The sequence below is a fragment of the Nonomuraea sp. NPDC052129 genome (assembly GCF_040680095.1).
In the GTDB taxonomy this organism is placed as follows: Bacteria; Actinomycetota; Actinomycetes; order Streptosporangiales; family Streptosporangiaceae; genus Nonomuraea.
In genome coordinates this window covers 638,347-661,241 of record NZ_JBFAVX010000001.1, presented here as the reverse complement: position 1 = coordinate 661,241, position 22,895 = coordinate 638,347, and the positions used below count along the sequence as shown (strand labels likewise).

Here is a 22,895-nt window from a genome sequence, read left to right as displayed (position 1 = left end):
ACGCGGATGGACGATCTGCAGGGCACCGACGACATGCCGCCTGACGACGACGCATCAAGCGACTCCGCCGCGCCAGACGACCGTGCCGCGCCAAGTGACCGCGCCGTGTCCGGCGGCTGGGTCGCGGACGGCGGGAACGCCGGGTCCGGCCGGTCCGGTGCCGGTTGGGCGCTGGTCGTGCTCGGTGTGGTGATCCTGGCCGTGGTGGCGTTCACGACGCCCTGGCGGGTGATGCCCTCGGGCACCCCCACGGTGACGCCGGATCCGGCGCGCGACTTCAGTGCCGCCGAGATCGCCAGGGCCGCCGCCTTCGACGCGGCCACCAGCCTGCCCGGCTACCTCTCCCTCGGGCTGACCGTGCTGTTCGCGGGGCTGCTCGTGCTCACGCCGTTCGGTGCCAAGGTTCTGGGTAAGCTGCGCGGGCCGTGGTGGGTGCGGGTCGTGCTCGGGGTGGTGGTGCTGACCGCGATCGTCGAGGCGATCAGGTGGCCCCTGGGCATCTGGTACGAGGTGCAGCTGCGCGACTACGGCCTGTCCACGCAGGACTGGGCCGGCTGGACCGGTGACCGGCTCAAGAGCCTGGCCGTGAACGTGGTGCTGCAGTCCATCATGGTGCTGGTCGTGGTGGCGCTGGCCAGGTGGCTGCGGCGCTGGTGGATCCCGGCCGCCGCGGGCGCGTTCGCGTTCACCTTGGTGGCCTCGTTCGTGTATCCGGTCGTGTTCGAGCCGCTGTTCAACGACTTCCGCCCGATGCCGGGGGGTGCGCTCAGGGCGAACCTGATGATGCTGGCCGAGCGCGCCCATGTCCCGGTCGAGGACGTGCTCATCGCCGACGCCTCCCGCCGGACGAACGCGCTCAACGCCTACGTCTCGGGCTTCGGCGCCACGCGCCGGATCGTCGTGTACGACACGCTGCTCAGGGCTCCGCAGTCCGAGGTCGAGCTGGTCGTGGCGCACGAGCTGGGCCACGCCAAGTACGGGGACGTGCTGGTGGGCACGCTGGTGGGCGGGCTGGGCGCCGCGTTCGGCGCGATCCTGCTGTTCCTGCTCCTGGGCATGCTGCGGCGGCGCACGGGCATCGCCTCGGCGGCCGATCCGCGGGCGGTGGGAGTGATCATGGGCTTGATGAGCCTGGCAACGGTCATCTCGGGACCGGCCCAGAACGTGGTCAGCCGCCACATCGAGGCACGCGCCGACCTCCACGCCCTGAACCTCACGAAGGACCCGGCCACCTTCATCTCCATGCAGAAACGCCTGGCAATCACCAATATTTCCGACTTGTCGCCGGATCCGATGGAATATGCCCTCTATGCATCACACCCCACCGGCCCCCAACGCATCGCCATGGCCCGAGAGTGGGCCGTGCTGAACGGCCAGCAGCAGCCGTGACCGGCGTGCTCATCGTCACGAACGACTTCCCGCCCCGGCCGGGCGGCATCCAGTCGTTCGTGCACGGGCTGGCCCTGCGCACCCCCGGTGTGGCCGTCTACGCTCCGGCCTGGCAGGAGTGCGCGGAGTTCGACCGCCGCCAGCCGTACCGGATCGTCCGGCACCCCACCTCGCTCATGCTGCCGACCCCGGCGGTCGCCCGCCGGGCGGCCCGGCTGCTGGCCGAGCAGCGGGCGGACACCGTGGTGTTCGGCTCGGCGGCCCCGCTGGGCCTGCTCGCGCCGGGGTTACGGGCGGCCGGCGCGCGGCGCGTGGTGATGCTCACCCACGGCCACGAGGCGTCGTGGGCGAGCGCGCCGCTGTTCCGCGGGGCGCTGCGCAGGATCGGTGCGCACGCCGACGTGGTGACCTACCTCGGCGAGTACACGCGCGCCCGGCTGGCCGCGGCGATCTCGCCGGCCAAGCTGGTACGTCTGGCGCCGGGCGTGGACACCGGCCAGTTCCACCCGGACGCGGCCAAGGCCGAGCTCGGTCTGGCCGGGCGGCCCGTGGTGATCTGCGTGTCGAGGCTGGTGCCGCGCAAGGGCCAGGACCAGCTCATCAGGGCCTGGCCCCGGGTGCTGCGGGCGGTGCCGGAGTCGGTGCTGCTGTTCGTGGGCGGCGGGCCGTACCGCAAGAGGCTGGAGAAGCTGGCGCGGGGGCAGGAGTCCGTCCGCTTCACCGGGACGGTCCCGGCGGGGAGCCTGGCCGGCTACTACGCCGCCGCCGACGTGTTCGCGATGCCGTGCCGTACCCGGCTGGGCGGCGTCGACGTCGAAGGGCTGGGGATCGTGTTCCTGGAGGCGTCAGCGACCGGCCTGCCGGTCGTCGCGGGCGCGTCCGGCGGCGCCCCGGACGCGGTACGGCACGGCGAGACCGGCCTCGTCGTCGACGGCACCGACGTGGCGGAGGTCGCGGCGGCCCTGATCGAGCTGCTCGGCGACCCCGAACGGGCCCGGAAGATGGGCGCCCGGGGCCGCGACTGGATCGCCGGCGAGTGGACCTGGGACCTGGTCGCCGCCCGCTTCCACGCGCTCCTCTAGCCCTTGGTGGCCCCCAGCGTGAGTCCGGCGACGAACTGCTTGTGCAGCATCTGGAAGACGATCAGCGTCGGCAGCGCGACCAGCATCGAGCCGGCCGCCAGCAGGTTGTAGTCGGTGAAGAACTGACCGCGCAGGTTGTTCAGGGCCGAGGTGACGGGCAGTTTGTCGCCCGACGACATCAGCACCAGCGCCCACAGGAAGTCGTTGTACATGAAGGTGAACTCCAGCGTGGCCAGCGCCGCCAGCACCGGGCGGCACAGCGGCAGCGTGAGCTGCCAGTAGCGGCGCCACACGCTGGCCCCGTCGACCAGCGCCGCCTCGGTGATCTCCTCCGGGATCGTGCGCATGAAGTTCGACATGACGAACACGCAGAAGCCGAACTGGAACGCCACGTGCACGAGGATCAGCCCGAGGTAGGAGTCGTACAGCGACTGCGAGTCCGACAGCCACGAGGGCAGCGGCACGAGCGTGTAGAGGGTGTAGAGCGGGGTGATGAGCACCTGCGGCGGCAGCAGGTTGCCCGCCGTGAACGTGATCAGCAGCGCCTTGCGCCCCGGAATGCGCAGCCGCGCGATCGCGAACGCGGTGAACGACGCCATGAACAGCGTGATCAGCACGCCCGGGATCACGATGATCAGCGTGTTGAGGTAGTAGCGGGGCAGGTCGGCCTGGCTCCACGCCTGCCCGTAGTAGTCCAGCGTCAGGTGCTCGGGCAGCGAGAAGTACCCCAGCCGCGCGGTCTCGTCGTACGGGCGCAGCGAGGCGTAGAGCGCCAGCGCGAGCGGCAGGACCCAGCCCAGCGCCACGAGGCCGAGGAAGACGTGCAGCAGGATCCGCAGCGGACGCGCCCGGCGGCGCACCGGCTCCCGGCGATCCTGGACCGGGGGCGTGGTGATGGGCGCGGTGAGCGTCATCGTTCCTCCCTGAACAGCTGCGACAGGTAGGTGACGATGAACCCGAGCGTGATCACCAGCAGGATCACCGCGATGGCCGAGCCGAACCCGATGCGGCTCGCCTCGCCCACGATGTTCTCGGTGACCAGCACCGACAGCAGCTCCAGCCCGTTCCTGCCCTTGTTGATGGCATAGACGATGTCGAAGGCGCGCAGCGCCTCGATGACCGTGATCACCAGCACGATCACGTTGACCGGGCGCAGCGTCGGGAACACCACCCGGAAGAACGCCTGCGCCTCGTTGGCCCCGTCGATCGCGGCGGCCTCCTTGAGCGCGGGATCGACCGCCTTCAGCCCGGCCAGATAGATGATCATCACGTACCCGACGTGCCGCCAGCCGGCCGCCACCATGACCACCCAGATGTTGATCGACCGATCGCCCAGCCAGTCCACGGTCAGCCCGGTCACCGCGTTCAGCACGCCGTAGTCGGAGGAGTAGACGAGCTGCGCGATGAACCCCACGACGGCCAGCGACAGCACGACCGGCGTGTACAGCGCGCTCTGGTACACGCGCGACAGCCGCAGCCGCCGGTCCAGCAGCACCGCGCAGAACAGCCCGAACGGCGTCGCGACCAGGCCGAGGAAGCCCAGCCAGAGCACGTTGTTGCGGATGGCCGACCAGAACGGCGGATAGTCGTTGACCAGGTCGGTGTAGTTCCTGCCGCCCACCCACTCCATCGGCTTGATGCCGTTCCAGTCGGTGCCCGACAGCCCGATGGAGGCCAGCGTGGGCCCCCAGATGAGGCCCACGTTGACGATGACGGCCACCCCCAGCCCGATGACCAGGATGGTCACGTCGCGGGCGGAGTAGCGACGGGTCTTGGCGGCCATCAGCGGAAGATGTTGGTCTTCTGCTTCTCGATGCTCGCCAGCAAGGAGTCGATCTCGTTCGGCTTGCCGACGAACGACTGCAGCGACGGGATCATCACGGTCGAGGCGAAGTCGGGCCGGGTGTCACGGTCGAGGAACTGGGCCAGATGCGTCGCCTTGGACACCAGCTCGGCGCCGCGCTTCTGCAGCGTGCTGTAACCGCTGGTGTCGGCCTTGGAGCTGGCGGCCAGCGTGCCCGGGTCCAGCTTGGTGGCGATGTTCTGCGAGCTGCCCTGGGCCAGGTGCTTGAGCACGGCCTTGGCCCCGTCGACGTTCTTGGCCTTGCCCGAGATCATGTAGCCGTCGATCGGTGCGTCGATGGAGTCGGTGCCGTAGGTCGGATTGATCTCGGGGAAGGTGAAGAAGTCGATGTCGTCGCGCTCGTTCTCCGGGAACTGCTGGGCGACGAACATGCCGAGCAGATACATGCCCGTCTTCTTCTGCTGCAGCGCCTGCCCGGCCTCCTGCCAGGTACGGCCCAGCGCGGCGGGCTGGTGATACTCCATCAGCCCGCGCCAGGTGTCGAAGACCTGCTTGACCCTGGGGTCGGTCCACGACTCCTTGCCGCCCATGAGCGAGATGTGGAAGTCGTAGCCGTTAGTCCGCATGTTGATGATGTCGAACGTGCCCATCGCGGGCCAGCCGTCCTTGTCGGCGAACCCGATCGGGATCAGCCCGTCGGCCTTCATCTTCTTGGCCAGCGCGGTGAACTCGTCCAGCGTCTTGGGCGGCTCGTAGCCCTTCTCCTGCCACACGCTCTTGCGATAGAAGACGGCCCACGGATAGTACGTGAACGGCACGAAGTACTGCTTACCGTCGGTGCCCGTCGAGGCGGCCTTGAAAGCGGGTGTGTAGTCGCTCCCGATCTCCCGCCACACGTCCGAAATGTCCGTCGCGAGCTCCTGCTCGGCGAAGAACTGCATGCGATATCCGGCGAACCAGGTGAAGACATCGTCCGGCGTGCCTTTGAGGTAGCGGTTGATGTTCTCCTGGAACGTGTTGTGGTCCACGGTATTGATCTTCACCTGGGCCTGGGTGAAGCCCTTTAACACGGTTTCGAGGGACTTCTTGGGGATTTCGTCCGAAGCGTTGGAACCGAACGTGACCGTGCCCAGGTTTCCGGACGACTTACCACCCGGCGGCGCGGCGGACTGGCTGGAGCCGCAGCCGGCCAGGACGGCCGGGACGCCGAAGGTGGCGGCCGCGCCGAGCAGCAGGTTGCGACGGGAGATCGGCAGACGTTGGACCATGGTGGTTCCTCCTTGCCAGGACCCTCACATTCCCCCGAATTCGCTCGATTTCCTTCAGAGAAGAGCACACTCAACCAGCTGTCAACGCACAATTTGATGTCATTCCTAACGTCGAACGCCGCCAAGAACCATCACAACCGAGCACGGGCCTTGAAATCCGCAGGTGGCGTGTCATGATGCGTCCGAATGGCATGTCGGGAAATGTCGGGAAACTGTTGGGAACTGGGTGATGCGATGCTCGCCGTCCAGCGACAGCAGACGATTCTGGAGCTCGTACGGCTGAACGGCGCCGTCAAGGTGGTCGACCTGGTGCGCGAGTTCGGCGTCTCGGACATCACGATCCGCCGCGACCTCGAGCTGCTGGCCGAGCGGGGACTGCTGGCCAAGGTGCACGGCGGCGCGACCGTCATCGGCGCCGGTTCGACCGACGAGCCCGGCTTCGCCGCCAAGTCGGTCCAGCAGGAGGACGAGAAGCTGGTCATCGCCCGCCGCGCCGCCGAGATGGTGTTTCCGGGCACCGCCGTGGCGCTCTCGGCCGGGACCACGACCTGGACGCTCGCCCACCAGCTGGTGAACACGCCCGGCCTGACCGTGGTGACCAACTCGGTGCGCATCGCCGACGTCTTCCAGCACGGAGGGCGGCCGGACCAGACGGTGGTGCTGACGGGCGGCGTGCGTACCCCATCGGACGCGCTCGTCGGTCCGGTGGCGGTCGCCGCGATCCGGCTGCTCAACGTGGACGTGCTGTTCCTGGGCGTGCACGGGATGACCACGCGGGCCGGGTTCACCACGCCGAACATGATGGAGGCCGAGACCGACCGCGCCCTGGTCGAGGCCGCGAGCAGCCTGGTCGTGCTGGCCGATCACACCAAGTGGGGGACCGTGGGCATCAGCACGATCGCCCGGCTCAGCGAGGCTGACGTGGTGATCTCGGACGGAGGACTGCCCGAGACGGCCAGGACCGCGCTGTCCGAGCAGGCGGGCGAGCTGGTCATCGTTTGATCTTGACGGGCCGGGCACTGGCGGTCCCCGCATACCAATCCGATCACATGGCATGCGCTGAGCCGGAGTGATCCTACCTTTCTGCGGGATCAACCCTTATGTTGGCAGTGCTTAGCTGTTACCCCTAGTAGTGGTCCTACCTATTCACACGCATCATTTCGCGCCCCCACCGAATGATCGGATGAGTGAGAAGGGTGGCACAGTGAACAAGCTGTTCGCGGCTGGGGCGATGACACTCGCCGTCGCGCTCGCGCTTAGTGCCTGCTCAAGCAATTCGCCCAGTGGAAGCCAGTCCTCGGCGCCGGCCTCCGGGGGCAAACAGAAGGTCTCCTTCCTGGTGTTCCCCTCGCCGAACCTGCCGGAGTCGTACTGGAAGGCCCAGGTCGACCTGGTGACCAAGGCCAATCCCGATCTGGAGGTCGAGCTGGTCGCCGCGCCTTCGGAGTCCGAGCGCAACGACTACGCCAAGCAACTGGCCGCTTCGGGGCAGCTGCCTGACGTACAGATCGGCATGCAGGACCTGATCGCCCTGGAGCCCAGCCTGGCCACGTGGACGCCGGAGGAGCTCAAGGACTTCCTCTGTCCGACCTGCGGCGCGGTCAACGGGAAGATCCTCCAGTTGCCGACCAACACGCAGACGATCCCGAACGTCTACTACAGCAAGAAGCTGTTCCAGAAGGCCGGCATCGCCGAGCCGCCGAAGACCTACGCCGACCTGCTGGCCGACGCCGAGAAGCTGAAGGCCAAGGGCATCACCCCGTTCGTGTCCGGCGGCGTGTTCGTCACCTCCCAGCCGTGGACCGCCATCCTGGCCACGGACCTGTACGCCAAGACGCCCGACTGGATGACCAAGCGGCGCAACGGCGAGGTGAAGTTCGCCACCGACCCGGCCATGAAGGCCGCCGCGCAGAAGTTCACCGACCTGGCCGCCAAGGGCTACCTCGACAAGCGGCAGATCGGGCAGGACTACCCCAAGACGCAGGAGGCCTTCCTCGGCGGCAAGGGCGCGATGTACCCGATGGGCAGCTGGTTCGCCGCCGCGGCCGACGCCTCGCCCATGAAGGACGACATCGGGGTCTTCGCCTGGCCCGGCGACGACGGAGCCCTGCACATGCCGACCTTCACCGGCGGCGGGCTGTCCGTCAGCGCGACGGCCAAGAACATGGCCGCGGCCAAGAAGTTCGCGCTGGCCTTCCAGCTCACCAAGGAGAACCTGGACGCCTCGGTCAAGGCCGACGCGCTCTTCCCGGCGATCAAGGGCTACACGCCGCCGTCGGACACGGGCCCGGTGTTCAAGGCCGTCTACGACCTGTGGCAGAAGGCGCTGAACGAGAAGGCGACCGTCCCCGCGTTCAGCTGGGAGGCCGGAGACACGGCGATGCTGCCGGGCATGCAGGGCAAGTTCTGGTCCTCGGCGCAGGACCTGGTCAGCGGCAAGAAGACGGTCGACCAGGCACTGGCCTTCCTCGACACCGAGTGGGAGAAATCCGGCTGATCCGGCGGGGCGGGCCGCCGAGCGCCCGCCCCTCGATCTGACCGGGATCCGATTCCGACCAGGAGGGGTCTGGCCTGATGGCCGCTGGCACCACCATCCACCATCACAAGCCCGGCCACGCGCAGGCCCGAGTACGCCGGCGACGGCCGGGCGGCAAAGGGGCCGGGCTGTGGCATTTCCTGTCGTTCGCCGCGCCCGGCACGCTCATCTACTTCTGCCTCGTCGTGCTGCCGATCACGCTCAGTTTCGGCTACAGCCTGACCGACCAGGCATTGCTGCGGCCCAAGACGCACTTCGTCGGGCTGCGCAACTACCAGTTGCTCCTGCAGGACGAGACGTTCCTGCAGTCGCTGCGGGTGACCACGATCCTCACGCTGATCGTCGTCATCGTGCCGAACGTCCTGGGCGTCGCCATCGCGGTGCTCCTGGACCGCCGCGGCTGGCTCTACAACGCGCTGCGCAGCGTCTTCTTCACCCCGATGGTGATCAGCTCCGTGGTCATCAGCGTCATCTGGACGCGCATCCTCGCCGACGACGGGCCGATCAACCAGGCGCTCAGGGCGCTGGGCGTCAGTGAGCCGCCGGGCTGGCTGTCCGATCCGGACATCGCGCTCTACTCGCTGTCGTCGATCGTCTGCTGGCAGATGCTCGGATTCTGCGTGGTCGTCTATCTCGCCGGGCTGCAGGGCGTACCCCAGGAGCTGGCCGAGGCGGCGGCGATCGACGGCGCGGGTCCGGTGCGCAGGTTCTGGAGCGTCACCTGGCCGCTGCTGGCGCCCGCGCTCACCATCAACACGGTCGTCCTGCTGATCTCCGCGTTCAAGATCTTCGACCACGTGAAGGTGATCACCAACGGCGGTCCCGGTACGGGGACGACCGCGAGCGTGGCGCTCGTCATCCTGCAGGAGGGGTTCGTGGAGAACCGCACCGGCTACGCCTCGGCGGAGGCCGTCGTCATGCTGATCGTCATCGCGCTGCTGTCGGTGATCACGCTACGCGTGCTGGGGCGCAGGGAGGTGCAGCTCTGATGCGATCCACCGTGCCCTGGCTGCGCCCGCTGGTCGCGCTGGTCGTCGGCGGGGTGTTCTTCATCCCGTTGTACATCGCGCTGATCAACGTCTTCAAGGAGAGCCGGCAGGTCGCCAGCGGCGCCATGTCACTGCCGATCCCGCCCACCTTCGACAACCTGATCCGGGTGCTGACCAGCCCGGACAGCCTGTTCTGGTCGTCGCTGCGGACCAGCGTCCTGGTCACCTCACTGTCGATCATCATCCTGACGGTGCTGTCGGCCATGCTCGGCCACTACCTGGCCAGGCAGAACACCTGGTGGTCCCGAGTGATCATGGTCCTGTTGCTGTGCGGGCTGATGATCCCGCCGCAGGTGATCCTGATCCCGATCACGCAGGTGCTCAAGGCGCTCGGGCTGATGTCGACGCTGCAGGGCCTCGTGCTCTTCAACGTCGGCTACTACGTGCCGTTCGGGGTCTTCGTCTTCTCCGGCTTCATGAAGGGCGTGCCGCGGGAGCTGGAGGAGGCCGCGGCCATCGACGGCGCCACGCGGTGGCAGACGTTCTGGAAGATCGTCTTCCCGCTGTTGCGCCCGGCGACGGCCAGCGTGCTGATCTTCCTCGGGGTGTGGATCTGGAACGACTTCCTCAACCCGCTGATCATCTATGGGCCGCGCGAGGGTACGACGATCATGACCGGCATCTACAAGTCGCTCGGGCAGTACGCGGCGGACTTCGGCGGGATGTTCGCGCTCATGTTCCTGGCCACGCTGCCGATCCTGGTGTTCTACCTGCTGCTACAGAAGCAGTTCGTCAAGGGCCTCACGGGGGGCGCTACGAAGGGCTGACACGCGAACGGCCCCCGGCATGGTCGTGTCGGGGGCCGTTCGCGTGGCTGCTTAGTTGAGGTCGAGCTTGCGCTGAATGGCGACGAGGATGTGCATCATCTCCGTCTGAGTCTGCTGCATCGTTGCCTGTCCGGCCTGGAGCCCGTCTATCGACGTCTGCATCGTTGCCTGTCGAGCCTGGAGCTCGTCTATCGACGCCTGCATGGACGTGACCTTGGCGTCCAGAACGGTGACCTTGCCGTCCAGTGTCTTGACCCGGTCCGCGACGCCGTTGATGCGCTCAGTGAGCTGCTGACCCATCTCCATCTGGTCGGCCCCTATCCGGACGAATTCGTTCTCGATGCCGCCGATGAACTGCATACCCGCTTCCTTGATGCTCACCGTTATCTCCCCTACCTTTGAAGGTAGGGACCGGGGATGTATCAGATCTCCGGTCCCGATTGCTGTCTCAGGCTAGCGGGGTGGCGTCAAGAGCGTCCAGCGAATCCGGGACAACGGGTAGTGACTTCTATACCCAGCGTAGTCATTTGTACAGCGCGTCCACATCCTTGGCGAAGTCCCGCATCACCACGTTGCGCTTGATCTTCAGGGTCGGCGTCAGGTGCCCGCTGTCCTCGGTGATGTCCACGTCCAGGATGGCGAACTTCTTGATCTGCTCCGCCTTCGACACCGTCAGATTGGCCGTGTCCACGGCCTTCTGCACCTCCGCCAGCACCCGCGGATCCGCGCAAAGCTCACTCAGCGTAGCCGTCGGCAGGCCGTTGACCGACTTCCAGTGGTCCAGTGCCTCCGGGTCCAGAGTGATCAGCGTGGCCACGAAGGGCCGACCGTCGCCGACGATCATGGCCTGGGAGATCAGCGGGTGCGCCCGGAGCGCGTCCTCCAGCGGGCCGGGGGCGACGTTCTTGCCCGCCGCCGTCACCAGGATCTCCTTCTTGCGTCCCGTGATGCGCAGGTAGCCGTCGGCGTCGAGTTCGCCCACGTCGCCCGTGTGGTACCAGCCGTCGGCGTCGATCGCCTCGGCCGTCGCCTGGTCGTTGTGCCAGTAGCCGTGGAAGACGTGGCGGCCCTTGGCCAGGATCTCGCCGTCGTCGGCGATGCGGATCGACACGCCGGGCAGCGGCTTGCCGACCGTACCGATCTTGTTGGCGCCCGGCATGTTGACCGAGCAGGGCGCCGAGGTCTCGGTCAGGCCGTAGCCCTCGAACACCTCGATGCCGACGCCCCTGAAGAAGTGGCCGAGCCGGTCGCCGAGGGCCGAGCCGCCGCACACCGCCGCCGTCAGCCGGCCGCCCGTGGCCGTGCGGAGTTTGCCGTACACCAGCCGGTCGAACAGGGCGTGCCGCAGGCGCAGGCCCAGGCCCGCGCCGCCGGAGCTCTCGGCCTTGCTCCACGCGACGGCGGTGTCGGCGGCGCGGGCGAAGATCGCGCCCTTGCCGCCGGCGATGGCCCGCTGCTCGGCGCCGTTGTAGACCTTCTCGAACACGCGAGGCACGCCGAGCAGGAATGTCGGCTGGAACTCGGCCAGGTCCGGGGCCACGTTCTTCATGTTCGGGGTGTGGGCCAGGATCGCGCCCGCCTCGATGATGGCGACCTGGATCATGCGGGCGAAGATGTGCGCGAGCGGCAGGAACAGCAGCGCCGCCGGCGACTTGCCGACGAAGAGCGCCTCCAGGGGGCCCGCCACCACGTTGCGGGCGGTGAACAGCAGGTTGTCGTGCGTGATCCGGCAGCCCTTGGGGCGGCCGGTGGTGCCGGAGGTGTAGACGACCGTGGCCAGGTCGGCCGAGCCGACCCCGGCGCGCCGCTCTTCGAAGGCGGTGTCGGTCACCTCGGAGCCGTCGAGGGTCTCGTCGACGCGCCAGATCGGCTTCAGGCCGGGCGCGGCCTCGCGCACGGTCTCTGCGTGCCCGTCGAGCTCGACGAACACCGCCTTTGCCTCACTGTCGGACAGGATCCACTTGACCTGCTCGACCGCCGACGTCTCGTAGATCGGCACGGTGACCGCGCCGATCGACCAGATCGCGTAGTCGATCAGCGTCCACTCGTAGCGGGTGCGCGACATGAGCGCGACCCGGTCGCCGTGCTCGATGCCCGCCGCGATCAGCGCCTTGGCCAGCTCGACCACCTGGTCGCGGAACTCGGAGGCGGTGACGGCGGGCCAGCCGCCGTCTTGCTTGCGCCGCATGACGACCGCGCCGGGCTCCTGCTCGGCCCGCCTGAAGACCGTGTCGGGCAGGCTCGCGGAGGCAGGTACGTCGACCAGCACCGGGACGCTGTACTCGCGCACGAATCAACTCCTGTTCGGGGGACCGCCTGGACGCTATCGCGTTGAATTACCCACGGGTAGGGGTCATTCTCACGCTAGCAGCCGCTCTCATAGGATTTCCCGCATGAGGGTCCATGTCATCAGCGACGTACACGGCAGGGCGGACGCGCTGGCCGGCGCGGGAGCGGGGGCCGACGCGCTGATCTGCCTCGGTGACCTGATCCTCTTCATCGACTACGACGACCACGCGCAGGGCATCTTCCCGGACCTGTTCGGCGCCGAGCGGGCCGCGGAGTTCATCGCGCTGCGCACGGCCAAGCGCTTCGACGAGGCCAGAGCCATGTCGGCGCGGCTGTGGTCCACCCTCGACGGCGACCCGCGCGAGCACATCGAGCGCAACGTGCGCGCCCAGTACAAAGAGCTTTTCGCGGCCATGCCCGCGCCGGCCTACCTCACCTACGGCAACGTCGACATCCCGCGCCTGTGGTCCGACTACCTCCAGGACGGCCACCAGGTGCTCGACGGCCAGAGCGTGGAGATCGGCGGCTGGCGGTTCGGCTTCGTCGGCGGCGGGCTCAAGACCACCTACCGCACCCCGTACGAGATCAGTGACGAGGAGTTCGCCGCCAAGGTCGAGGCGGTCGGCGAGGTCGACGTGCTGTGCTGTCACATCCCGCCCGCGGTGCCCGAGTTGCTGTACGACGTGGTGGCCAGGCGCTTCGAGCGCGGCAGCGAGGCGACGCTGGCGGCGATCAGGCGGACGCAGCCGCGCTACGCCCTGTTCGGGCATGTGCACCAGCCACTGCACCGGCGCACCCGTATCGGGCGCACCGAGTGCGTGAACGTGGGTCATTTCCGGGGAAAGGGGGTTCCGTTCATCCTCGAATGGTGACCCGACCGGTACGGTGGTCGCATGGCTGATCGCACCACTTCGAGCATCACCGTCGGCGCCGACCGGGCCGGCGTGATGGCCGTCATCGCCGACTTCGCGGCCTATCCCGAATGGGCGGGTCAGGTGAAGGAGGCGGAGGTCCTCAGCACCGGGGCCGACGGCAGGCCGGAGACGGTGCGCTTCGTCCTGGACGCCGGAGTGATCAGCGACGCCTACACCCTCGGCTACACCTGGCAGGACGACGAGAGCGTCCGCTGGCAGGTCGTCGAGCCGGGCAAGATGCTCGCCGAGCTCGCGGGGAGTTACCAGCTGGCCGACACGGGCACCGGCACCGAGGTGACGTACGAGCTCTCGGCCGACCTCAAGGTCCCCATGATCGGCATGATCAAGCGCAAGGCGGAGAAGGTCATCGTGGACACCGCGCTCAAGGGCCTCAAGAAGCGCGTCGAAGGGCACTGAGGTGAGCCCGCGAGTTCTGCTCTTCACCGGCAAGGGCGGTGTGGGCAAGACCACCGCCGCCGCGGCGACCGCCACGCTCGCCGCCAAGCGCGGCCTGAAGACGCTGATCGTCTCCACCGACACCGCCCACTCGCTGGCCGACGCGCTCGGCGTCGAGCCGGGCGAGGTCGCGCCGGGGCTGCACCTGCACCAGGTCGACACCCAGAAGACGCTGGAGCGCCACTGGGGCGAGCTGCAGGACTACGCCAGAGGGCTGCTCACCGAGCTGGGCCTGGACGAGATCACCTCCGAGGAGATCACCATCCTGCCCGGCGCCGAGGAGATCATCGCCCTCCTGGAGCTGCGCGAGCACGCCCGCGAAGGGCGCTGGGACGTCATCGTCGTCGACTGCGCCCCCACCGCCGAGACCCTGCGCCTGCTGGCCCTGCCCGAGGCGCTCGACTGGCACATGACCAGGCTGATGCCGGTCGGCCGCAAGATCATGAAGATCGTCTCGCCGTTCGTGCGCAGCGTCGCCCGCGTCAGCGCGCCCGGCGAGGAGGTCATGAGCGCGGGGGAGCGCTTCCACCGGGGCCTGCTGGAGGTGCGCGAGCTCCTCACCGGCGACAACGCCTCCGTGCGCCTGGTGTTCACGCCGGAGGCCGTGGTGCTCGCCGAGGCCAGGCGCACCCTCACCTCGCTCAACCTGTACGGCTACCGCGTCGACGCGGTGATCGCCAACCGGGTCTTCCCCGCCGAGGGCGCCGACGAGTGGCGCGCCCAGTGGGTGGCGGCCCAGTCCAAGCTCCTGGCCGAGGCCGAGGAGTCGTTCGCGCCGCTGCCCATCCACGTCGTGCCCTACCTTCCGGCCGAGCCGGTCGGCAAGGACGCGCTGGCCCAGGTGGGCGGGGCGATCTACGGCGAGGTGGACCCGTTCGCCGCCCCTGACGTGCAGCCGCCGCTGCGGCTGTCCGCCGACGAGTTGACCCTTGCCCTGCCGGGCGCCGACCGGGCCGAGGTGGACCTGGCCCGCAAGGGCGACGAGCTGATCATCACCGCCGGCCCCTACCGGAGGATCCTGGCCCTGCCGGCGGCGCTGGCCCGCAGACGGATCAGCGGCGCGGCGCTCCGCGACGGCCTGCTCCGGGTACGGTTCACAGCAGGAGGGCCAGATGACTGAGAGCAACAGAGACCCGATCGGCACCGTCACGGACGAGGCGCGCAAGCTCTTCGACACCATCCAGGGGCGGGCCACCCGCCAGGTCGGCAGGACCGTGCTCAACTCGTTCACCGGGGGCGGCGGCGGGCAGAGGGACAAGGACGTGTGGAGCGAGGCGGTGTCCGAGCCCCACGACGAGTACATCTGCCGCGCCTGCCCGGTCTGCCGGGCCATCGCGGCACAGCGGGAGTCCGGCAACGACGTGGCCGGGCACCTGGTGGCGGCAGGCGGCGAGCTGTTCGCCGCGTTCCGCCAGACGATCGACGCGCTGAGCAGGCCGGCCCCTCGCAGGCCACGCGACGATCAGAGTGGCGATCGCGGTCGCGACAACGTTGAACATATTGATCTGGGTTAGACCTGATTTGGGATAGTCCAGGTTTGGAATAAAGGAGACACAGGGGCATGCTCACGATCGGTGTGGACATCGGCGGCACCAAGGTCGCCGCGGGCGTGGTCAACGACGACGGCGAGATCATCGCCCACACGCTCAAGCCCACCCCGGCCGACCAGCCCGAGCAGGTCGCCGCGACGGTGGCCGAGGTCGTGCGCGAGCTCGCCCAAGGCAGGGAGATCGAGGCCGTCGGCGTCGGCGCGGCCGGGTTCGTCGACGAGACCCGGTCGGTCGTGCGGTTCGCGCCCAACCTGGCCTGGCGCGAGGAGCCCCTGCAGAAGAAGATCAGCGGGCTGATCGGGCTGCCGGTCGTCATCGAGAACGACGCCAACGCCATGGCCTGGGGCGAGACCAAGTTCGGCGCGGGGCGCGGCCAGTCCCACGTCGTCTGCATCACGGTCGGCACCGGCATCGGCGGCGGCCTGGTCTTCGACGGCAAGCTGTTCAGGGGCCACTGGGGCATGGGGGCCGAGCTCGGCCACATGCAGGTGGTGCCCGAGGGCCGGCTGTGCGGGTGCGGCCAGCTCGGCTGCTGGGAGCAGTACGCCAGCGGCAACGCCCTGGTCATCGAGGCCAGGCAGATCTCCACCGCCCAGCCGGAGCGGGCCCAGATCCTGCTCGGCCTGGCCGGTGGCAAGATCGAGGGCGAGGAGGTCACCGAGGCGGCCAAGCTGGGCGACGAGGCCTCACTCGCCGCCTTCGCCAGTCTCGCCGACTGGCTCGGCCAGGGCATGGCCGACCTGGCCGCGATCCTCGACCCGGGCTGCTTCATCGTGGGCGGCGGCGTCTCCCGCGCGGCCGATCTCTTCCTCGACCGGGCCCGCGAGACCTTCGCCCGCCAGCTCACCGGTAAGGGGCACCGGCCGCTGGCCGAGATCCGGCTGGCCGAGCTGGGCGCCGCCGCCGGGGTCGTCGGCGCGGCCGACCTCGCCAGGATGCGCTGACCGGGTTCGCTCGCGATGGCGCGCGTGGCCACGTACAACGTCCGGGCGCTGCGTGACAGCGTGCCCGCGCTGGTCCGGGTGATCGCGTCGATGCGGGCCGACATCCTGTGCCTCCAGGAGGTCCCGCGCTTCCTCAACTGGCGTGGCCGGCGGCGTGAGCTGGCCGAGGCGTGCGGTCTGCGGGTGGTGGCCGGGGGCAGGCTCGGCGGCGTTGCGGTGTTCGCCCGGCCCGGGATCGAGGTGCTGGCGGCCGAGCACCACCGGCTGAAGGTGTTCGCCGGCCTGGAGATCCGCGGGCTGGCGGTCGCGGTCCTGCGCGTCGAGGGGGTGCCGCTGGCCGTCGGCTCGATCCATCTCGATCTCCACGGAGCGGCCAGGCTGCGGCACGCGTACGAGGCCATGACGCTGATGGAGCGTACGGCGGCCGCGTACGGCGCCGCCATTGTGCTCGGCGGCGACCTCAACGAACAGGAGACCGAGCCCACCTGGCGCTATCTGGCCGGGCGGCTCACCGACTGCCGGCCGGCCGCGCCCCGGGGCGATGGGCTGACCTTCCCCGCCCGGCAACCGCGCGAGCGCATCGACGCGGTGTTCGCGGCGCCCGAGCTGACGGTCGTCTCCTGCGGCGGCGCGGACGCCGCCGCGACCGATCTGGCGGCCGCGACCGACCACCTGCCGGTACTCGCCGAACTGCTAGTCAGGCCCTAACGGGGCGGGGAGGTCCGCGAACCCGTAGCATTTGCTCATGACCCGTCGCTATCAGCGGCGTGCGCTCACCCTGATCTTGGCGACGTCCGTGGCCTTGTCGCAGGTCACGCCCGCCGCGCATGCCGATCCCCGCCCCGCCACCATTGAGGCGTGGCAGCAGTCGACGAGCGTCCGCCTGGACGCCGACGGCTCGCTTTCCGACGTTACCGCGCTCTCGTCAGGCGATGTCTGGGCCGTCGGCCAGCAGGAGATCTGGGACGTCTGGAAGAACCGCGGCACGGTCCGCCACTGGAACGGCTCCAGCTGGTCCGAGGTGACCCTGCGCGACGCCACCGGGGCCGGCAACCTGCGCGGCGTGGCCGCCACCTCACCGTCCGACGTGTGGGCCGTGGGCGACGGCCACGACGGCCTGCCCTACCTCGCCCACGGAGACGCCGGCGGCTTCGACCGGGTCAGGGCGCAGGGGATGCGCGGGGGCGACTGGCTCGGCGGCATCGACGCCCGTCCGGGGCGCGTCGTGGCCGTCGGCAGCCGCGACAACTCCTGGCTCATCCTCACCGGCCAGGGCGGCGAGTGGACCACCCAGGAGTCCCCCAGGGACGACGACGGAAAGGTCCTGGAGCCGGGCGCGCTCTATGGTGTGTCCAACGGGTTCGCCGTCGGCGACACCGGCCGGGCACCGCTGATCATGCACCTGTCGGGCGCCACCTGGAAGCCTATGCGCGTGCCCGACATTCCCGGCGGCTACCTACGCGACATCCAGGTCGACGGCCCCAAGCGGGCGCTGGCCGTGGGCGGGGTCTACGGCAGTGACGGCGAGGTCGACCCGCTCGTCCTGTCGTGGAACGGCAAGCGCTGGAAGCGCGAGCGGCTGCCCGAGACCGAGTCGCGGCTCTACGGGGTCACCGGCGACGGCAAGGGCCGGTTCTGGATCTCCGGCTTCGACCCGTCGCGGGCCGCCGAGCCGTTCATGATGCGCTGCGAGAAGAGCGACTGCGAGATCATCCGGGGCGGCGCCGCGAAGGGTAAGGACAGCGTGCGGTTGCAGGCGGTCACCTACCTCGCGGGCAAGGGCGACGTCTGGGCGGTCGGTCACGCCGTGGACGCCCGCGAGCGCTACACGGACGTGGTGGAGTTGTTCGGGCCCAGAGAGCCTTCGCTGAAGGACTCCTAGCCGGTCGCTGAAGGAGTCCCAGCCGGTCTCAGAGCACGGCGCCGTCGTCCCAGCCGTCGTTGGGCGGGCCGTCGCCCATCCGCACCACCAGCGCCACGAAGCCGCCGATGAACGCGGCCACGGCGGTGAAGAGCGCCCAGCCCTCCATCTGCCAGTTGGCCATCGCGGCGATCAACAGATAGGCGGGGCCACCGAACAGCGCCACCCAGGCGAGCTTGGTCGGCAGGTCGAGCTTGGGCAGCGGGGGCGGCGGCGGGGGCACGAAGCGCTCCTCGCCGTCCTCATCCTCGTCGAGGTCCTCGTCGCCCTGCTCCGCCTCCATGTCGGCGTCCTCGTCGACCGCGGGTTTGACCACCCGGGCGACGGGCTCGACCGGTACGTTCTCGCTGTCCGGCCATGGCTGGTCGGCCGAGTCGCGCTCGGCTGTGTCGTTGAAGGACGCGACGATCTGGCGCCAGACCTCGTCCTCATCACTCTGGGGCGTCACCTAGATCGGCCTCTCCGCAGCGATCGCGACTTCCCCCTGGGTGCGATCAGTCCCTCTGCAAGGGTACCGAGGCATGTGTCCGGATGAAGTCGAGGCTCCCGGCAAAGATCTTGTCGGCATCGTTGTCCAGCGTCGCAACATGGTAGCTATCGGTAAGCTCCTCGATCGTGGCCTGCGGTACGTTCTGGCGAATGATCTCCACGCTCCTCGGTTTCACCACATGGTCCTCGGTGCTGTGGAAGACCAGCAGCGGCTGCGTCACCTTCACCAGGTCGGCCTGGACCAGCGACCACAGGCCGGGCAGCGAAGCGGCCGCCTTCACCGGCGTGCGCGCGTAGGCCAACTCGGTCACGCCTGGCTTCTTGACGTCGTTGGCCACCCCCGGCACCGACGGCAGGAACCACTTGAGCACCGGGGCCAGCATCAGCAGCGGCACATCGCGCACGATCGACGGGTTGACCACGATGACGCCGCTGATCGCGTCCCCGTGCACCTCGGCCAGCCGCAGCGCCAGGCAGCCGCCCAGGGACAGCCCCGCCACGAACACGTTAGCGCAGCGGCCTTGGAGGTCCTCGAACGCCTTCTCCACCTCGGCGTACCAGTCGTCCCAGCGGGTGCGGTTCATCTCCTGCCAGGTGGTGCCATGTCCGGGCTGGCGGGGGAGGGAGACGCTCACCCCCTGCCCGGCGAGATATTCGCCCCAAGGCCGTAGCGACTGCGGGGTGCCGGTGAAGCCATGGCACAGCAGTACGCCGACCTGGCCTGCTTCGTGGTGATAAGGCTCCGCGCCTGGCATGAGCGGCATAACAGCTCCTCGGTGGGATTTCATCCCGGAATTGCCCGATCGTCGCACGATCGAGGTGGATTGTGCGAGAGGTGAGGTAGGAGCATCGGTTCTGAGATGCGAAGATGACTTTGCTTACAGATCGCGCTGTGGGGAAGAGGTGGCCGGGTGTTCTACTGGGTGGTCAAGGCCATCTTGGGGCCTATCCTCCGCGTCGTCTTCCGGCCGTGGGCGGAGGGTGTGGAGAACGTCCCCAGGCAGGGGCCGGTCATTCTCGCCGGAAACCACCTGTCGTTCGCCGACCACTTCTTCGGGCCGCTGCATCTGCGCCGCAAGGTCATCTCGCTCGGCAAGTCCGACTACTTCACCGGGCGCGGCGTCAAGGGCTTCTTCACCCGGCTGTTCTTCAGCGGCGTCGGCACCGTGCCGATCGACCGCTCGGGCGGCAAGGCCAGCGAGGCCGCGCTGCGCACCGGCATGCGGGTGCTGCGCGAGGGCAACGTCCTGGGCATCTACCCGGAGGGCACCCGCTCACCCGACGGCCGCCTGTACAAGGGCAAGACGGGCGTCGCCCGCCTGGCCCTCATGTCGCGGGTGCCGGTGATCCCGTGGGCCATGGTCCACACCTTCGAGATGATGCCCCCCGGCCACCCGCTGCCCAAGCTCGGGATTCGGCCCGGGGTGCGGTTCGGCAAGCCGCTCGACTTCTCCCGCTATTACGGGATGGAGGAGGACCGGCTGGTGCTGCGCGCCGTGACCGACGAGATCATGTACGCGCTCATGGAGCTGTCGGAGCAGGAGTACGTCGACAAGTACGCCGCCAGCGCCAAGGTCGAGATGGAGCGCGCGGCCCGGGCCGCCAAGGGCTGACCACCGTTCATCACGGTGATTGCCCTGGTGCCTGCTCGGTCTCGCGCCCGGCGGCGGTCACTGCCGTAGTGCCTGCTCGGTCTTGCGCATGGCGGTGGTCATCGTCTCCAACTCGCCGCGGGTCATCCGGTCGATGAGGTAGGCCCGGACGACCTCCACGTGGCCGGGGGCGACGCGCTCCAGGCAGCGGACGCCCGCCTCGGTCAGCACGGCCAGCACGCCGCGCTCGTCTGACGGGCAGGTGGTCCGCTCGACCAGGCCAGCCTTCTCCAGCTGCCCGATCTGGTAGGTCAGCGCGGACTTCGACACCACGACGCCCCTGGCCAGCTCCGTCATGCGCATCTGGCGGCCGGGGGCGTCGGCCAGGCGCGCCAGCACCTCGTACTGCGGGTGGGTCAGCCCGGCCGCGGCCTTGAGCTGCTCTTCGATGCGTCGCTCCAGCAGGTGGGAGGTGGACAGGAAGGCGCGCCAAGCCGCCATCTCCGTCTCGTCGAGCCACGCGGTGTCCGTCACGGCGTCCAGTGTACTTGTTGTTCAGATTTGAACTTCCGGGTAGAGTGCTGGTTCAAATCTGAACTACTGCCTTTGGAGAGCGCATGCTTGACCAGTCACGTTCCGTAGCCATCCTGGTCGCCCGAGTGGCCGTCGGCGTGATCTTCCTGGTGCACGGCTACCAGAAGTTCGCCATGATGGGGATCGCCGGGACCACCAAGTTCTTCGAGTCGGCCGGGATCCCGCTGGCCGCGGCCGCCGCTCCGGCGGTGGCGGTGCTGGAGGTCGCGGGCGGCCTGGCGCTGATCCTCGGTGTGGCGCTGCCCGTCGTGGGGACGCTGCTGGCGCTCGACATGGCGGGCGCCATCCTGTTCGTCCATGGGGCCAACGGGTTCGGGGTGGACAAGGGCGGCTTCGAGTTCGTCCTGTCGCTGGCGGCGGGCGCGCTGGCCGTCGGCTTCAGCGGAGGTGGCGCGCTCGCCCTCGACCGCGTGCTCTCCTCCCGCCGCCGCACCCCTGAGAACGTCGCAGCCTGAGCTTGACGTGGCTCAGGACAGGTGGGCGCGGATCTGCTTGATGTGCTCGGGAGTGGTACGGCAGCAGCCGCCGATGAGCGAGGCGCCGGCCCGTTGCCACTCCTCGGCCGCCTGGCCGTACTCCACGGGTTCGGCGGTGCCGCGCCACCGGCCCTGCTCGGCGTCCCAGTATTCGCCGGAGTTCGGGTAGACGACCACCGGCAGGCCGCCGGCCAGCGTGGCGATGAGGCCGGGGATGTGCCGCGGCGCGGTGCAGTTGACGCCGACGGCCACCACCTGCGAGCTGCCGGCGAACAACGCGGCGGCCTCGGCGATCGGAGTGCCGTCGTTGAGGTGCGCGGCGTCGTGGCAGGAGAAGCTCACCCACGCCTTGACCGACGGCGTCTCGGCGAGCAGCCTGGCCAGCGCCCGCGCCTCCGGGTAGGACGGGATGGTCTCGCAGGCGAGCAGGTCGGGCCCGCTCGAGGCGAGGATCTCCCAGCGTGGCCGGTGCCACGAGAGCAGGCCCAGCTCGTCGAGGTCGTAGTCGCCGGTGTATTCGGCGCCGTTGGCCAGGTAGGCGCCGTAGGGGCCGATCGAGGCGGCCACCAGCCCGCCCCCGGCCTCGTCACGGGCCTGGCCGGCCAGCTCGACCGAGAGCCTGATCAGCCGTTCTGCCTGCGCCTCGTCGAGCCCGCGCCGGACGAACCCCGGGATCGACGCCTGGTAGCTCGCGGTCGTGGCCACGTCGGCGCCGGCGGCGAAGTAGTCGGCGTGCACGCGCCGAATCAGCGCCGGATCCTCCACCAGCAGCCGCGCCGACCACAGCTCGTCGCTCAGGTCGGCGCCGAGCATTTCGAGGCGGGTGGCCAGGCCACCGTCCAGGACAAGGGTGCTCACCCGTCCAGGGTATGGTGCCCCGCGTACTCGACAGCACTTTCCGGCTCGGGTGAACCGCTCTAATAAGGCGGGTGAATTTCCGGCCGGGGCTATTGCGTTTGCCGGTTGCCATGGAAAGCGCGGATTATCTCGTCCAGCATGGCCGGGACGTCGGCCGGGCCGGCCACGGTGAAATCCGCCTGGCGGGCCAGTTCGTCGCCGGTTTCGCTGTTCGCCACCGCCACTTTGACCCCGACGAACTCCGGGTCGCCTTCCTCGCGCGTACGCAGGGCCTCGAAGGCGCGGTCGTCGGACAGGTCGTCGCCGAAGTACCAGGCCCTGGCCAGGGCGGCGCTCTCCGCTTCGACGACGGTGCCCTTGTCGCCGTGCACCGGCGGCTTGAGCTCGACCACCATGCGGCCCAACTGCTCGGCCAGGCCCAGCTCGGCGGCCTTCGCCGACGACCATCTCTCCACCGCGCCACGCAGCGCCGGATCCGCTCTGTAGTGCAGCGCGACCATCAGCGCCTTGTCCTCCACCAGCACCTTGCCCGGCAGATCGCGGGCGGCGTCGGCGACCAGGCGGCGGATGACCGGCGCCCATGGCTCCGCCTCACCGGCGTTCCTGATCTCGCCGTCGACCACCGTCTGCAGGCCGTACAGGCCGAAGAGCCGCACGCCGGGGGCGCCGGAGAAGCGGTCGCGCAGGAACGCGGCGGGGCGCGCGGAGACGACGGCGACGCGGGCGAACAGCTCCGCCAGCGCGCCCAGCCGCTCCACCGCCCCGGGGACGGGGAGCACCGCGTCGGGATCATTCATGATGGGCGCGACAGTGCCGTCGAAATCGAAGAAGAAACCCGATTCCCGGGCCGCGGAAACGGTGGCGGAGATCGCCTCGGCGAAGCGCAGCGGTGCGCGAGAGGTCGCCATGTACGGTGA

General features: G+C 69.1%; 25 protein-coding genes. 15 read left to right on the top strand and 10 right to left on the bottom strand.

Going from position 1 to position 22,895, the window contains the following annotated elements; genetic code table 11:
- The first annotated feature begins 6 nt into the window (after window positions 1-6).
- Complete coding sequence (locus AB0L53_RS03045) at window positions 7-1,389, top strand: M48 family metallopeptidase (RefSeq protein ID WP_363989422.1); 1,383 nt, start codon at window positions 7-9, stop codon at window positions 1,387-1,389.
- Window positions 1,386-2,471, top strand: a complete 1,086-nt coding sequence (locus AB0L53_RS03040; RefSeq protein WP_363989419.1) for a glycosyltransferase family 4 protein — start codon at window positions 1,386-1,388, stop codon at window positions 2,469-2,471. Before AB0L53_RS03045 ends, AB0L53_RS03040 begins: the two co-directional genes overlap by 4 nt.
- On the opposite strand, the gene AB0L53_RS03035 is transcribed toward AB0L53_RS03040, so the two are convergent.
- From AB0L53_RS03035 to AB0L53_RS03025, 3 genes are read right to left on the bottom strand one after another with little or no spacing between them, the layout of a single operon-like run.
- Entirely contained in the window at window positions 2,468-3,385 is a 918-nt protein-coding gene (locus AB0L53_RS03035; RefSeq protein WP_358443994.1) for a carbohydrate ABC transporter permease, read from the bottom strand. The genes AB0L53_RS03040 and AB0L53_RS03035 overlap by 4 nt on opposite strands.
- Window positions 3,382-4,254, bottom strand: coding sequence for a sugar ABC transporter permease (locus tag AB0L53_RS03030; protein WP_363989415.1), 873 nt, complete (start codon window positions 4,252-4,254; stop codon window positions 3,382-3,384). Before AB0L53_RS03030 ends, AB0L53_RS03035 begins: the two co-directional genes overlap by 4 nt.
- On the bottom strand, window positions 4,254-5,543 hold the full coding sequence (locus AB0L53_RS03025) for an ABC transporter substrate-binding protein (RefSeq protein WP_363989413.1): 1,290 nt from the start codon (window positions 5,541-5,543) through the stop codon (window positions 4,254-4,256). The genes AB0L53_RS03030 and AB0L53_RS03025 overlap by 1 nt, the downstream gene beginning before the upstream one ends.
- A gap of 234 nt (window positions 5,544-5,777) precedes the next feature.
- Here AB0L53_RS03025 and AB0L53_RS03020 point away from each other — a divergent pair, with 234 nt between their 5' ends.
- From AB0L53_RS03020 to AB0L53_RS03005, 4 genes are all read left to right on the top strand, one after another.
- Window positions 5,778-6,545: a DeoR/GlpR family DNA-binding transcription regulator gene (locus AB0L53_RS03020; RefSeq protein ID WP_363989410.1), complete on the top strand. Its 768-nt coding sequence runs from the start codon at window positions 5,778-5,780 to the stop codon at window positions 6,543-6,545.
- Between the two features lie 181 nt (window positions 6,546-6,726).
- A complete protein-coding gene (locus AB0L53_RS03015) occupies window positions 6,727-8,040 on the top strand; it encodes an extracellular solute-binding protein (RefSeq protein WP_363989407.1) in 1,314 nt (437 codons plus the stop codon).
- Between the two features lie 77 nt (window positions 8,041-8,117).
- Window positions 8,118-9,068, top strand: a complete 951-nt coding sequence (locus AB0L53_RS03010) for a sugar ABC transporter permease (RefSeq protein WP_363989404.1) — start codon at window positions 8,118-8,120, stop codon at window positions 9,066-9,068.
- On the top strand, window positions 9,068-9,895 hold the full coding sequence (locus tag AB0L53_RS03005; RefSeq protein ID WP_357945026.1) for a carbohydrate ABC transporter permease: 828 nt from the start codon (window positions 9,068-9,070) through the stop codon (window positions 9,893-9,895). Before AB0L53_RS03010 ends, AB0L53_RS03005 begins: the two co-directional genes overlap by 1 nt.
- A gap of 51 nt (window positions 9,896-9,946) precedes the next feature.
- On the opposite strand, the gene AB0L53_RS03000 is transcribed toward AB0L53_RS03005, so the two are convergent.
- Together AB0L53_RS03000 and AB0L53_RS02995 are read right to left on the bottom strand one after the other, a co-directional pair.
- Window positions 9,947-10,276: a hypothetical protein gene (locus tag AB0L53_RS03000; protein WP_363989401.1), complete on the bottom strand. Its 330-nt coding sequence runs from the start codon at window positions 10,274-10,276 to the stop codon at window positions 9,947-9,949.
- 142 nt (window positions 10,277-10,418) lie between these two features.
- Window positions 10,419-12,185: an AMP-dependent synthetase/ligase gene (locus AB0L53_RS02995; protein ID WP_363989398.1), complete on the bottom strand. Its 1,767-nt coding sequence runs from the start codon at window positions 12,183-12,185 to the stop codon at window positions 10,419-10,421.
- A 103-nt stretch (window positions 12,186-12,288) separates the two neighbouring features.
- On the opposite strand from AB0L53_RS02995, the gene AB0L53_RS02990 reads away from it, so the two are divergent.
- From AB0L53_RS02990 to AB0L53_RS02960, 7 genes are read left to right on the top strand one after another with little or no spacing between them, the layout of a single operon-like run.
- The gene (locus tag AB0L53_RS02990) at window positions 12,289-13,056 is read left to right on the top strand and encodes a metallophosphoesterase (RefSeq protein WP_357945035.1); all 768 of its coding nucleotides are present in this window, start codon (window positions 12,289-12,291) and stop codon (window positions 13,054-13,056) included.
- A 21-nt stretch (window positions 13,057-13,077) separates the two neighbouring features.
- Complete coding sequence (locus tag AB0L53_RS02985; RefSeq protein ID WP_363989394.1) at window positions 13,078-13,515, top strand: SRPBCC family protein; 438 nt, start codon at window positions 13,078-13,080, stop codon at window positions 13,513-13,515.
- 1 nt (window position 13,516) lies between these two features.
- Window positions 13,517-14,674 (top strand): ArsA family ATPase, encoded by a 1,158-nt coding sequence (locus AB0L53_RS02980; protein ID WP_363989391.1) that lies wholly within the window; start codon window positions 13,517-13,519, stop codon window positions 14,672-14,674.
- Window positions 14,667-15,068, top strand: a complete 402-nt coding sequence (locus AB0L53_RS02975; RefSeq protein WP_363989388.1) for a hypothetical protein — start codon at window positions 14,667-14,669, stop codon at window positions 15,066-15,068. The genes AB0L53_RS02980 and AB0L53_RS02975 overlap by 8 nt, the downstream gene beginning before the upstream one ends.
- Before the next feature lie 47 nt (window positions 15,069-15,115).
- Window positions 15,116-16,048 (top strand): ROK family glucokinase, encoded by a 933-nt coding sequence (locus AB0L53_RS02970; RefSeq protein WP_358538539.1) that lies wholly within the window; start codon window positions 15,116-15,118, stop codon window positions 16,046-16,048.
- 15 nt (window positions 16,049-16,063) lie between these two features.
- Window positions 16,064-16,756: an endonuclease/exonuclease/phosphatase family protein gene (locus AB0L53_RS02965; protein WP_363989385.1), complete on the top strand. Its 693-nt coding sequence runs from the start codon at window positions 16,064-16,066 to the stop codon at window positions 16,754-16,756.
- A gap of 37 nt (window positions 16,757-16,793) precedes the next feature.
- Complete coding sequence (locus tag AB0L53_RS02960; RefSeq protein WP_363989382.1) at window positions 16,794-17,930, top strand: hypothetical protein; 1,137 nt, start codon at window positions 16,794-16,796, stop codon at window positions 17,928-17,930.
- A 28-nt stretch (window positions 17,931-17,958) separates the two neighbouring features.
- On the opposite strand, the gene AB0L53_RS02955 is transcribed toward AB0L53_RS02960, so the two are convergent.
- Window positions 17,959-18,417 (bottom strand): hypothetical protein, encoded by a 459-nt coding sequence (locus AB0L53_RS02955; protein WP_363989380.1) that lies wholly within the window; start codon window positions 18,415-18,417, stop codon window positions 17,959-17,961.
- Between the two features lie 46 nt (window positions 18,418-18,463).
- Complete coding sequence (locus AB0L53_RS02950) at window positions 18,464-19,222, bottom strand: alpha/beta fold hydrolase (RefSeq protein WP_357639918.1); 759 nt, start codon at window positions 19,220-19,222, stop codon at window positions 18,464-18,466.
- A gap of 147 nt (window positions 19,223-19,369) precedes the next feature.
- On the opposite strand from AB0L53_RS02950, the gene AB0L53_RS02945 reads away from it, so the two are divergent.
- A complete protein-coding gene (locus tag AB0L53_RS02945; protein WP_225298509.1) occupies window positions 19,370-20,071 on the top strand; it encodes a lysophospholipid acyltransferase family protein in 702 nt (233 codons plus the stop codon).
- Between the two features lie 57 nt (window positions 20,072-20,128).
- Here the strand turns inward: AB0L53_RS02945 and AB0L53_RS02940 are convergent, their stop codons facing one another.
- Window positions 20,129-20,584, bottom strand: coding sequence for a MarR family transcriptional regulator (locus tag AB0L53_RS02940; protein WP_358538527.1), 456 nt, complete (start codon window positions 20,582-20,584; stop codon window positions 20,129-20,131).
- Between the two features lie 83 nt (window positions 20,585-20,667).
- Between AB0L53_RS02940 and AB0L53_RS02935 the strand changes: the two genes are divergently transcribed.
- Window positions 20,668-21,099 carry a DoxX family protein gene (locus tag AB0L53_RS02935; RefSeq protein ID WP_363989376.1) on the top strand — a complete coding sequence of 144 codons (432 nt, stop codon included), beginning with the start codon at window positions 20,668-20,670 and terminating at the stop codon, window positions 21,097-21,099.
- Between the two features lie 12 nt (window positions 21,100-21,111).
- On the opposite strand, the gene mmuM is transcribed toward AB0L53_RS02935, so the two are convergent.
- Window positions 21,112-21,978 (bottom strand): homocysteine S-methyltransferase, encoded by an 867-nt coding sequence (gene mmuM / locus AB0L53_RS02930; protein WP_363989374.1) that lies wholly within the window; start codon window positions 21,976-21,978, stop codon window positions 21,112-21,114.
- Between the two features lie 89 nt (window positions 21,979-22,067).
- Window positions 22,068-22,886, bottom strand: a complete 819-nt coding sequence (gene otsB / locus AB0L53_RS02925) for a trehalose-phosphatase (RefSeq protein WP_363989371.1) — start codon at window positions 22,884-22,886, stop codon at window positions 22,068-22,070.
- Window positions 22,887-22,895 lie beyond the last annotated feature (9 nt).

Excerpts from the sequence above, each read along its gene's own strand:
- AB0L53_RS03045 (WP_363989422.1), top strand. The coding sequence starts at position 7 with ATGGACGATCTGCAGGGCACCGACGACATGCCGCCTGACGACGACGCA.
- AB0L53_RS03035 (WP_358443994.1), bottom strand. The coding sequence starts at position 3,385 with ATGACGCTCACCGCGCCCATCACCACGCCCCCGGTCCAGGATCGCCGG.
- AB0L53_RS03030 (WP_363989415.1), bottom strand. The coding sequence starts at position 4,254 with ATGGCCGCCAAGACCCGTCGCTACTCCGCCCGCGACGTGACCATCCTG.
- AB0L53_RS03025 (WP_363989413.1), bottom strand. The coding sequence starts at position 5,543 with ATGGTCCAACGTCTGCCGATCTCCCGTCGCAACCTGCTGCTCGGCGCG.
- AB0L53_RS03020 (WP_363989410.1), top strand. The coding sequence starts at position 5,778 with ATGCTCGCCGTCCAGCGACAGCAGACGATTCTGGAGCTCGTACGGCTG.
- AB0L53_RS03015 (WP_363989407.1), top strand. The coding sequence starts at position 6,727 with ATGAGTGAGAAGGGTGGCACAGTGAACAAGCTGTTCGCGGCTGGGGCG.
- AB0L53_RS03010 (WP_363989404.1), top strand. The coding sequence starts at position 8,118 with ATGGCCGCTGGCACCACCATCCACCATCACAAGCCCGGCCACGCGCAG.
- AB0L53_RS03005 (WP_357945026.1), top strand. The coding sequence starts at position 9,068 with ATGCGATCCACCGTGCCCTGGCTGCGCCCGCTGGTCGCGCTGGTCGTC.
- AB0L53_RS02990 (WP_357945035.1), top strand. The coding sequence starts at position 12,289 with ATGAGGGTCCATGTCATCAGCGACGTACACGGCAGGGCGGACGCGCTG.
- AB0L53_RS02985 (WP_363989394.1), top strand. The coding sequence starts at position 13,078 with ATGGCTGATCGCACCACTTCGAGCATCACCGTCGGCGCCGACCGGGCC.
- AB0L53_RS02975 (WP_363989388.1), top strand. The coding sequence starts at position 14,667 with ATGACTGAGAGCAACAGAGACCCGATCGGCACCGTCACGGACGAGGCG.
- AB0L53_RS02970 (WP_358538539.1), top strand. The coding sequence starts at position 15,116 with ATGCTCACGATCGGTGTGGACATCGGCGGCACCAAGGTCGCCGCGGGC.
- AB0L53_RS02965 (WP_363989385.1), top strand. The coding sequence starts at position 16,064 with ATGGCGCGCGTGGCCACGTACAACGTCCGGGCGCTGCGTGACAGCGTG.
- AB0L53_RS02960 (WP_363989382.1), top strand. The coding sequence starts at position 16,794 with ATGACCCGTCGCTATCAGCGGCGTGCGCTCACCCTGATCTTGGCGACG.
- AB0L53_RS02950 (WP_357639918.1), bottom strand. The coding sequence starts at position 19,222 with ATGCCGCTCATGCCAGGCGCGGAGCCTTATCACCACGAAGCAGGCCAG.
- AB0L53_RS02935 (WP_363989376.1), top strand. The coding sequence starts at position 20,668 with ATGCTTGACCAGTCACGTTCCGTAGCCATCCTGGTCGCCCGAGTGGCC.
- otsB (WP_363989371.1), bottom strand. The coding sequence starts at position 22,886 with ATGGCGACCTCTCGCGCACCGCTGCGCTTCGCCGAGGCGATCTCCGCC.